This window comes from Paenibacillus sp. P4_E11 (genome assembly GCF_056401635.1).
Map to the genome: position 1 here is coordinate 1 of NZ_JBFUIX010000141.1, position 9,230 is coordinate 9,230.

General features: G+C 46.0%; 8 protein-coding genes. All 8 read right to left on the bottom strand.

Annotation, left to right across the window (positions count from 1 at the left end; translation table 11 throughout):
* Positions 1-427: exo-beta-N-acetylmuramidase NamZ domain-containing protein (locus AC1DWB_RS29160; protein WP_477544608.1), on the bottom strand; the 427-nt coding region annotated here is incomplete at its 3' end.
* A gap of 106 nt (positions 428-533) precedes the next feature.
* Entirely contained in the window at positions 534-1,904 is a 1,371-nt protein-coding gene (locus tag AC1DWB_RS29165) for an ABC transporter substrate-binding protein (protein WP_477544609.1), read from the bottom strand.
* 102 nt (positions 1,905-2,006) lie between these two features.
* Complete coding sequence (locus AC1DWB_RS29170; RefSeq protein ID WP_477544614.1) at positions 2,007-2,612, bottom strand: glycerol-3-phosphate responsive antiterminator; 606 nt, start codon at positions 2,610-2,612, stop codon at positions 2,007-2,009.
* Positions 2,613-3,727: 1,115 nt separating this feature from the next.
* The gene (locus tag AC1DWB_RS29175) at positions 3,728-4,507 is read right to left on the bottom strand and encodes an endonuclease/exonuclease/phosphatase family protein (RefSeq protein WP_477544610.1); all 780 of its coding nucleotides are present in this window, start codon (positions 4,505-4,507) and stop codon (positions 3,728-3,730) included.
* Between the two features lie 30 nt (positions 4,508-4,537).
* Positions 4,538-5,707 carry an exo-beta-N-acetylmuramidase NamZ family protein gene (locus AC1DWB_RS29180; protein ID WP_477544611.1) on the bottom strand — a complete coding sequence of 390 codons (1,170 nt, stop codon included), beginning with the start codon at positions 5,705-5,707 and terminating at the stop codon, positions 4,538-4,540.
* 27 nt (positions 5,708-5,734) lie between these two features.
* The gene (locus tag AC1DWB_RS29185; RefSeq protein ID WP_477544612.1) at positions 5,735-7,288 is read right to left on the bottom strand and encodes an extracellular solute-binding protein; all 1,554 of its coding nucleotides are present in this window, start codon (positions 7,286-7,288) and stop codon (positions 5,735-5,737) included.
* 73 nt (positions 7,289-7,361) lie between these two features.
* Complete coding sequence (locus AC1DWB_RS29190; RefSeq protein ID WP_477544613.1) at positions 7,362-8,222, bottom strand: carbohydrate ABC transporter permease; 861 nt, start codon at positions 8,220-8,222, stop codon at positions 7,362-7,364.
* 10 nt (positions 8,223-8,232) lie between these two features.
* Positions 8,233-9,093, bottom strand: coding sequence for an ABC transporter permease (locus AC1DWB_RS29195; RefSeq protein WP_477544615.1), 861 nt, complete (start codon positions 9,091-9,093; stop codon positions 8,233-8,235).
* Between the last annotated feature and the right edge of the window lie 137 nt (positions 9,094-9,230).

Sequence of the window (9,230 nt, forward strand, 5' to 3'; positions counted from 1 at the left end):
GCTCAACCCGGGTTATCGCGATTTCGTGGCGAAGATGGCGGACTGGTACAAGAAAGGCTACATTTTCAAGGAAGCGTTCTCCTCCAATCGAACCCGCCAAATCGAGCTGGTGAAGCAAAATCGCGTCCAGCATTTCTTTTGTCGGTCTTTTTCTTGGTCCGCACAGGCTATAGACCGGTATATTTAATATCGGATCCGTTTCGTCCTCAACGTGGATTCCTGCCTGTTTCTCCCCCCGAATTCCGTGTTCGGGAGCAAATAATACAGACAATTTTGCAGCCTTCAATCCGGCACATATATCCAGGGTGCTCTCAAACTTTGATGTAATGCCGGTAGGATTCGTCAGCAAACCTAATCTAGCCCCGTCTAACCATTGCTTTTCTATGGAACAAAGACGCTCCGCCCCGCTAAAAACCTTAATAGTCATGGTTCACACTCCTAAATAAGCTTTGTTACAATACATTACTGCCAACCCTTATGAGAAGAACCTTAAATGAATAATCATATAAGGTTCTCCGAATATACGTTATTCGTTATTTTTGTCCAAACATTTGCTCGCCTTTTGCTTTAAACTGCTCCGCCGCTTGAGCCGGCGTTTTTTCACCTGCCAATAATGCTTGGTAAACGGGTTTCATGACTTGCTCTTTAAACTGCTTTACTTTTAAACCCGTATCAGGATCTATACTTAAACCTACCGCTGGAGACAAGTTCTTTTGCATGTTCTGAGCGGCGACAATATTATGAGGCTTAGCCAGCGTTTTACCTTCGAATACCTTCGCTTGCGAATTTCTTACGTACGGTAAACCTAGTTGATTCGCGGCATTTCCTGCACTTTCACCGGTTAGTGCGTTCAATACGAGGAAGGCGTTCTTGAAATGCTGTTCACCCTTGTCGTTCTTTTGGCGGAATAGCATATATCCTTCTCCGGTGCCTACCATTTTGCCATACCCTGGGACGCTTTCATGATGAGGAGCAGGCAATTGGATATACTCAATCTTTTCCGCTTTTATTTTTCCCGCATCAATATCTTTGTTTCGGTTTTCATAAGTGATATCGAATGCAGGCAAACCTTTAGCCATTAGAGCGGCTCGTCCCGAGTCAAAAATTTCACTACGCTTCTGAGGTGTAAGAGCGCCGACTTCTTTCGGCATATATCCTTCGTTCCGCAAAGTATAGATAAGTTCCATCGCTTCTTGAATCCGATTATCATTCCAAATAAATTTCCCTTGCTCGTTAACAACATCAACGAGACCTCTGCTTCGGGTAACGATATCAATGAATTCCGTACTAGATCCTGAAGTTACGATCCCATATTGAGTGCTTCCATCCGGAAGCTTTTTCGTCAGTTTCTTGAGTGCGTCAATAAACTCGCCCCAAGTCCAGCCTTTCTCCTGAATCTTTTTCCAATCGACCCCAGCTTCTTCCAACATTCGCTTGTTGCCACCGATTCCCCACATCGATTGGTACAATGGAAGTCCATACTGCTTGCCGCCCACTTTCATCGTTTCTAGAGCCCCCGGCAAGAAGTCTTTCTTGATTTCATCCGTCATATAAGAATCGATGGAAACGGCTAAGCCTGTGTTTACTAAATGAGCATCCGCGCCACCAAAGAAAAGATCAGGCGGATCTCCTGCATTTAATGCGATGTCGAATTTTTTCGGTCCTTCGTTGTAAGATAAAATCTCGTATTCAACTTTGATGTGAGGGTATTGTTTATTGAATTCCGTAATGATTTGTTTTAAATCATTTTCATAGGAAGCGTGAATCGGATAAGCCCACACCTTTACCGTATCCGGTTTTGTATCCCCCTGGGAAGTATTATTGGACGTATTGTTACCGCAAGCGGCGGTGATGACCAAAGTTATAATAACCATAAACATGGCTAACCATTTCTTGGAACGCATTTGTCATTCTCCTTCTCTATGTTGGTAGTAAGACTTAGAACGAAACCATTCAAACTCTATTTATTACAAGCAAATCGCCCCCTTAAATAAAAAATTTGGATCTTAGTCATTCAATATTTCGTCGAAATTTAATTTCCAAAGTGATTGTTCGCTTACGGAAAGAGATGTGGCACCAGCCACTAAGGCATTCCTCGCTTCATCGATCGTCGAAATTAACCCGCTAGCAATAATGGGTATCGTATCCACCATTCGCGCAAAATGATCGATGACTTTCGGAACTACACCCGGCATTAACTCGATTCCATCGGGAGCCGCATTTTCAACAGTCCTTAAACCGTTCTCCCATACCAACGAGTCGATTACAAACAGGTGTAAAATCGCGTACAATCCTGCTTGCTTGGCGAATTTAACCATATGGCTTTTGGGCGTTACGATCCCGTCCGCTTGTATATAATCGGCGACGAACTCGATGGATTCCTTATCGGTTCCGGAAAGCCCTCGGATCAAATCCAAATGGATAAATGCACCTTTCCTTGCCCCCTTGCAAGCATGTACTGCTGTTTTCAGTTCTGTAATGCTTCCCCCCATGAAGAAAATGTTATCTACATTTGAATCGATCGCCTTCTGAATTTCGGATGGTTTCCTGACGGCCGCAATGATAGGTTTCTGTCCAATTTTGTAAAGAAAGCCTGATGCTTGTCCTTTCATCAAAACTTCAACCTCCTTATTTCCAAATATTTGTTATTTTCATATTATTTACATGAATAATCAAAAATAAAAAGAGAAATCAGCAAGAATACCAAGCCAAATCCTTTGGCAATGGTTATCCCTGAGTTTTCTCTAATCACACGAACTCGTCGATAATATTCATTTATTATGTTCTGTTACTAGTATACGAATGATTTATTATCTCTGTATAAAACATATTGCAGGTTTTTGTAAAAATGATTAACCCGTTATCTTAGTGCTATCTCCACCGGCTTCATAGCTGCAGTAAAATAAGAAAAACCGTCCGGTTCCCGGACAGTCCTTGGTGGTTGTGTTCAGTTTGGCGTGTGGAGAGGGAGTGAACAGGAGGTTCCACCCGCTGTTGAAATCGATTCCTTGGATTGAAATGTTGTCGTGGTTAGGAATCGGTTTCAAAGGCGGACGCTTCGCTTCTCCACTCTCCTGCTCACTCCCTTTTTGTTCTGCTTTCCTTCAAGGAGTTTCCTTTGTCCGTACGCTCCGCGTCCGGTTTTTCCGAGTAGAATCTTCTGATACCGGTCCCAAGACGATCCCACATAATCACAGGACATCACAATATGTTGTAATCAGAATCAGTAATTTGAAACATTAGTAGGATGCGAACCGTGGCCTGGCACATTCGCATTTCGCCTCGGCCTTATTACTGGTATGGTAGTTGGAAAGTGTAGCTTAACGTTCGAAATCTCCAAATGATAAAAAATCCCCCGCCAGCCATTACGGCCAGTCGGGGGATTCATTTTACAAAGCGCTTGGGATTTTACAGTCTTGCGCTATTTACGATAATCAAGTTATTCGCCACATCTAGTTCCGAACGTGTAAGCGTACCAGTATACGTCTTTTCAACAAAGCGATAGTCGCCAAGCAGTCCACCTTTGTATGCTTTCTGCAGCGATCCCGCCAGCGTTGTCTAGCCTTCCGTTGTCAAATTCGTGTGTGGAACAGGATCGAAGCGTTTCCCTCACGAAAGGACGGCCAGCAGAATCAGGATCGCTTGCTCCGCGCCGTTCCACGCATTGTATGCACCGTGCTTTAACGCCAAACGTGTTTATGAACTCTTGAAAGAATGAACCTTTAAATTATGCAAATGACAGTAAAGCGGTAATTGGAAGATGATCCGATGCTTGGGAATGAATAACTTCTGTTTGAAGGACAGTAAAATGTGATGAACAGAATATATAATCAATACAAACAGAAGGCCCTACTTCCGGGTTAGAGCCAAACCCGTCCACGGTAACCGGGTACGGCATCAAAAATGTCTTCGGGTTCGGCAGAGGCGGCCGATAGAAAACATCCCGGTACGAGTTGCTAACCTGAATTATTTCTTCGCTATCTGGAGTTGCATTAAAATCGCCAGTAATGATACATGGACTATTTTGATTACCACTCAGGCCTAAGAGATATTCGATTTGTTCAAACCGTTCTTTCTGTGAAAGCCCAAGATGGGTATTTAGAACTCGGATACGCTGTCCGTCTACCTCAATATCAACCTCTAACACCCCGCGCGTCTCGTTCCATACTGTCGGATCAATAACTTGCGGAAGAACATGGTTTGTTGATTTCTGAATAGGAAATCGGCTTAATATGAGCGTACCGTATTGTTTTCTTTTTCCCGCAGGGTTATCCGGGTCAAAATCTTTATTTGCACCAAACGCGTAATGCATATTCAATCTCTGGGACAGCCACTCCGCCTGGTCAACCCAGTTACTGCGCTCCGAATTATGGACATCCACCTCTTGGATTCCTGCAAGATCTATATTGGAATTTTCGATCACAAGGGCTATCCGTTCCAAATCTTGTTGACCGTCCACTCCTTTGCCGTGATGAATATTATAAGACATAACTTTAAGATGTTTCATGATTCATCCCCTGTTCTATATCGATTCTTCCTAAGCATACAGGAAATAACTCCGCCTCTGCTCATTCCATTCTTCAGCCTGTCCGTTCCATAGTTCGATGATGCGTTCCAAACCGGATTTTTCATGAACGGAAGTTCGCACCAAATCGCTGCCGGTTACATAATCAATGAAATTCTTACGCCCTTCATTAAATGGCGCAATCCATTCAAAATGTTCAGGATACATATTTTGGATGTGGTGAAGCATATGCAGCGCCGTTTCTACAGCACGGTAAGATGATCGAACTGTCACAAATAGCTGTATGCCGCCGCACTTTAAACCCTGCTGTTTAGAAAACGTCGGACTAAAGTATATCGGATTAAAATAGACGCCGGGCAAATTCAATGCATTGAGTTCACGGCATACGCGAACACCGTCCAGCCATGGAGCGCCGATTATTTCGAACGGCTTAGTAGTTCCCCGGCCTTCAGATAAATTCGTACCTTCAAAAAAACAATTTCCCGCATATACTCGAACGGTATCTAATGTAGGGATATTAGGAGATGGGATGACCCACGGCAAACCTGTCTCGGTAAATTCCATTGCCCTCTGCCAACCGGTCATTGGAACCACTCTCAAATCGCATCGGATTTCCGCTTGATCATTTGCATATTTCGCAAACTCTCCCATAGTAAGTCCGGTTCGAATAGGGATCTGCCTTGCCCCGACAGAAGTCTGGAATCCATCCTGAAGCACGCCCCCTTCACACATAAGTCCTCCAAGAGGGTTAGGCCTGTCCAATACAACAAATGTCTTACCATGCTCGGCACACGCTTCCATCATGTTAAGCATGACCGTCATATAGGTATAGAATCGCATTCCCAAGTCTTGCATGTCAAATAGGACAATATCGACGTTGTCCAAAATCTCTTTGTTCGGTTTTTTTCTTGGCCCGCACAGACTGTAGACAGGGATATTTAAAATCGGATCGGTTTCGTCTTCAACGCGGATTCCCGCCTGCTTATCCCCCCGAATTCCGTGTTCAGGGGCAAATAATACAGATAGTTTTGAACCTTTCAATCCTGCACATATATCCAAGGTGCTCACAAAATCCGAAGAAATGCCGGTAGGATTTGTAAATAAACCTAAGCTAGCCCCATTTAACAATTGCATGTCTCTGGAATTAATACGGTCCGCTCCACTTAGAACTTTGATGGTCATAATCGAACACTCCTTCATAAGCGTTAATCATTTGCCGTAAGTGCGTTTGTAGGCCGTATTGTACATGTTAAGCAAGTCGTCAGAGCCGAGCTTCTTCGCCTGTTCGATGAATTGGGCATACGTCGTATCGTTAATCGGCGTTTTGCCGGTAACGAACTCCGTAATTTTTTGCTCCAAAAATTTGCTCAGGTTGCTCATTTTCGACTTTTCAAGATCTTGTTCTTCCTTCGTCATGATGCTCGCTTTCGGTGTGGGTACAATGTAAGGAGCATATTTCGCGTCGATCGCTTTTATTTTCTCGCTCGAGCTTCTTTCCCAAGTTTCGCGCGAAAGAGCGTTGTTCATATTGATCATGTCGTACCATACGCCGAAGTCGCGGCGCAGCGGAACGTAAGGGGTATCACCGAACTCCTTCATGAATATCGGTTTGCCATTCTCCAAAGTATACGTCTTGCCTTGAATGCCGAGAGCCAAATAGTTGGTTCCTTCTTCGCTAAGGAGGTAATCCAGGAATTGCACGGCCCGGTCCTTGTCTTTCACTTTCGCCGAAATGGCGATGCCGGCCGCACCGACAGTCTTGCGAGAGAACTGATAGTTTTTGACGCCCGGCGCGGCAATCGGCGCAAATGCCTCCAGCTCGTAGTCCGCTGGCGCTCCCGCTTTTTTGGCGCTTTCCGTCATCGTAGGCAAGTCCGCTTTCCAATAGTACGATACGAGAGCTTTGCCATTCAAGATTCGCTCTTGCCATTGCGGGGTGGTGAGGAACGGGTATTCCGGATCGAGCAGCTTCTCACTGTACAGCTTGTTCATGAAGACGATGGCATCCTTATATCCTTTTTCGTAAGGAGCGAACGCATACTTGTCGGTTTGCGGGTTCAAGTTGTAGAAGCCGTTAATGCCCGTAAACATTTGGCCCATTACTGTATAAAGCCCTACGCCGGACGATAACCCCACCGAAGTGTACGGATATTTGTCTGGATATTTCTCTTTTAGTGCCTTCAAATATTGGTACAATTCGTCCGGGTTCTTCGGATCTTTCAGCCCGAGCTTGTCAGTCAAATCTTTGCGCATCAGCCATACGTAGGGGAACATTTTCTCATCGCCATCCAGTACTGGCACGGTGTATAAGCCGCCATCCGCGCCGGTCGCCTGCGCTTTCGCTTCCGGGTATTTGTCGAAAAACGCTTTAAGATTGGGCGCTTTGTCCAAATAATCTTTCAAATTCAGGAACAGCTTATCCGGTCCGTTTTCCCGAGCTTCCGAGTTCGGTACTTGAATGAAGTCGGTTAAGGAATTCGTCGCGATCATAATTTGCCGTTTTTCCGTGAGAGCTTGCTGGCTGACCACCTCGAAGTTGACCTTCACGCCGGTTTTCGCTTCGATTTCTTTGAAAATTTCCCAGTCGCTGCGAACTTTACCCTCCGTCCGATCGTAAGCGAGCCAGGAGAACGTAATGGGCGTTTTGTCCGTTGCCGGTGTTCCATTTGCGTTGCCCGCAGGCTTATCCTTCGTGCCGGAACAGCCGGCGACGAGTCCACCGAGCATGGCTGTGGTGACAATGATGGCGATACGTTTTTTCATTTAGTTTGCCTCCCTTGATTATTGAAGTTTGTTTATGTTGCAGCAGACTCCCGGATTACCCGAAGAACCGCGGCTAACCTTTAATACCGCCGATCATAGAGCCCTGCACGAAATATTTTTGAATGAACGGATAGACGCACAAGATGGGCAAAGTCGCGACCATGATCAACGCGAATTTCATCGTCTGCAGCTGGCCCGAATTGTTTTCGGACGAAAGCTCCGCGCCTGCCACCAAAATATCGCGAAGCATAATTTGCAGCGGATACATATTGCGGTCGTTCAAGTAAATCAAAGCGTCGAAAAAAGAGTTCCATTGGCCGACAGCCGTAAAAAGTCCTATAGTCGTCATAACAGGCAGCGATAAAGGCAGGACAATCCGGACGAGCACTTGCAGCCGTCCGCAGCCGTCGATCGTGGCCACGTCTTCCAGTTCTTCCGGCAGTCCTTGGAAAAACGTCCGCATAACGAACAGGTGCCACGTGCTGATCAAAGTGGGCAGCACAAGCGCCCATATCGAATTCAGCAGTCCAAGCTTCTGCACGACAAGGAAAGTTGGAATCATCCCGCCGTTGAACAGCATCGTGAAAGCGGCCATCAGCAATATCGCCCTTCGGCCGGGCAGCCATTTTTTCGCCAGCGGGTACGCCATCGCGGACGTCGCGATCAGCGTAAGCACAGTTTGAACGACCGTGTAACGGATCGTATTCCAATAGCTGATCCAAACGTCGGGGTTGGCCACAATCGCTTTGTAGGCGTGCAGCGTCACGTCTTTCGGCAGCAGCATCACCTGGCCGCTCGCCACCATCGCATCGGAGCTGATGGAAGCGGAGAACACGTACACCATCGGATACACCATGACGACGATTAGAAGAAGCATCAACATCACGTTGAACGTATCGAATATCCTCGACGCAATACTTACCTGAATTTTCATGCGGATCACCTCACCATAAACTCGAATCAGAGTATTTGCGGACAATCCGGTTCGCCGTGACGACAAGGATGAAGCCGATCACCGATTGGAACAATCCGACCGCGGAAGCAAAGCTAAAGTCGGCGTTCAGCAGACCTCTCCTATAGACGAAGGTGTTGATGACGTCCGATGTTTCGTAGTTACTCGGATTGTACAGCAGCAATATTTTCTGAAATCCGACTTCCATAAAATGACCGAGATTGAGCACGAGCAGGACGATCATGACAGGCACCATGCCGATGAACGTAATGTGGCGAACTTGCTGAACCCGGTTCGCTCCGTCTATTTTCGCCGCCTCATACAACGTCGGGTCGACTCCGGCTATCGCGGCCAAGTACAATATCGTCCCCCAACCAACGCCTTGCCATATTTCGGATCCGACATATATGGTACGGAACCATTCGGGCAGCCCGAGAAACAAGATCGGCTCGATGCCAAACCATTTGACGAGAAGAAAATTGATAATACCGGTCGACGGGGACAAGAATGTAATCAAGATGCCGCCTATGACGACCGTCGAGAGAAAATGCGGCATGTAGCTAATCGACTGCACAAAGTGTCTGAACCATTTGGATTTCAACTCGTGTAACAGCAGCGCTAGTATGATGGGCGCGGGAAATTGAAACAGAAGTCCATATACGTTAAGCATGATTGTATTTCGGATCAGTTTCCAGGCGTCGGGCGTATTGACAAAAAACTCGTAAAAATGTTTTAACCCGACAAATTTGCTGTCCATAATGCCCCGACCAATTGAAAAGTCCTGAAACGCGACAATGATTCCGTACATCGGCACGTACTTGAATATCAAATAATATAAAATGCCGGGCAGCATGAGCAGGTAGAGTGTTTTGTGCTTTTTCAGTAAATGCAAGGAACGGGCTATAAGATTCACAACCTTTCTCCAAACGACGGTCTTTAAATCATTCTGTTCGGTTTCGGTGGCTTCGCTTGCTGTGACGGCTTCTATCC

What these genes read in the sequence shown, in the direction of transcription:
- AC1DWB_RS29185 (WP_477544612.1), bottom strand. Translation starts at nt 7,288, where the DNA reads ATGAAAAAACGTATCGCCATCATTGTCACCACAGCCATGCTCGGTGGA.
- AC1DWB_RS29170 (WP_477544614.1), bottom strand. Translation starts at nt 2,612, where the DNA reads ATGAAAGGACAAGCATCAGGCTTTCTTTACAAAATTGGACAGAAACCT.
- AC1DWB_RS29165 (WP_477544609.1), bottom strand. Translation starts at nt 1,904, where the DNA reads ATGCGTTCCAAGAAATGGTTAGCCATGTTTATGGTTATTATAACTTTG.
- AC1DWB_RS29175 (WP_477544610.1), bottom strand. Translation starts at nt 4,507, where the DNA reads ATGAAACATCTTAAAGTTATGTCTTATAATATTCATCACGGCAAAGGA.
- AC1DWB_RS29195 (WP_477544615.1), bottom strand. Translation starts at nt 9,093, where the DNA reads ATGCTGCCCGGCATTTTATATTATTTGATATTCAAGTACGTGCCGATG.
- AC1DWB_RS29190 (WP_477544613.1), bottom strand. Translation starts at nt 8,222, where the DNA reads ATGAAAATTCAGGTAAGTATTGCGTCGAGGATATTCGATACGTTCAAC.
- AC1DWB_RS29180 (WP_477544611.1), bottom strand. Translation starts at nt 5,707, where the DNA reads ATGACCATCAAAGTTCTAAGTGGAGCGGACCGTATTAATTCCAGAGAC.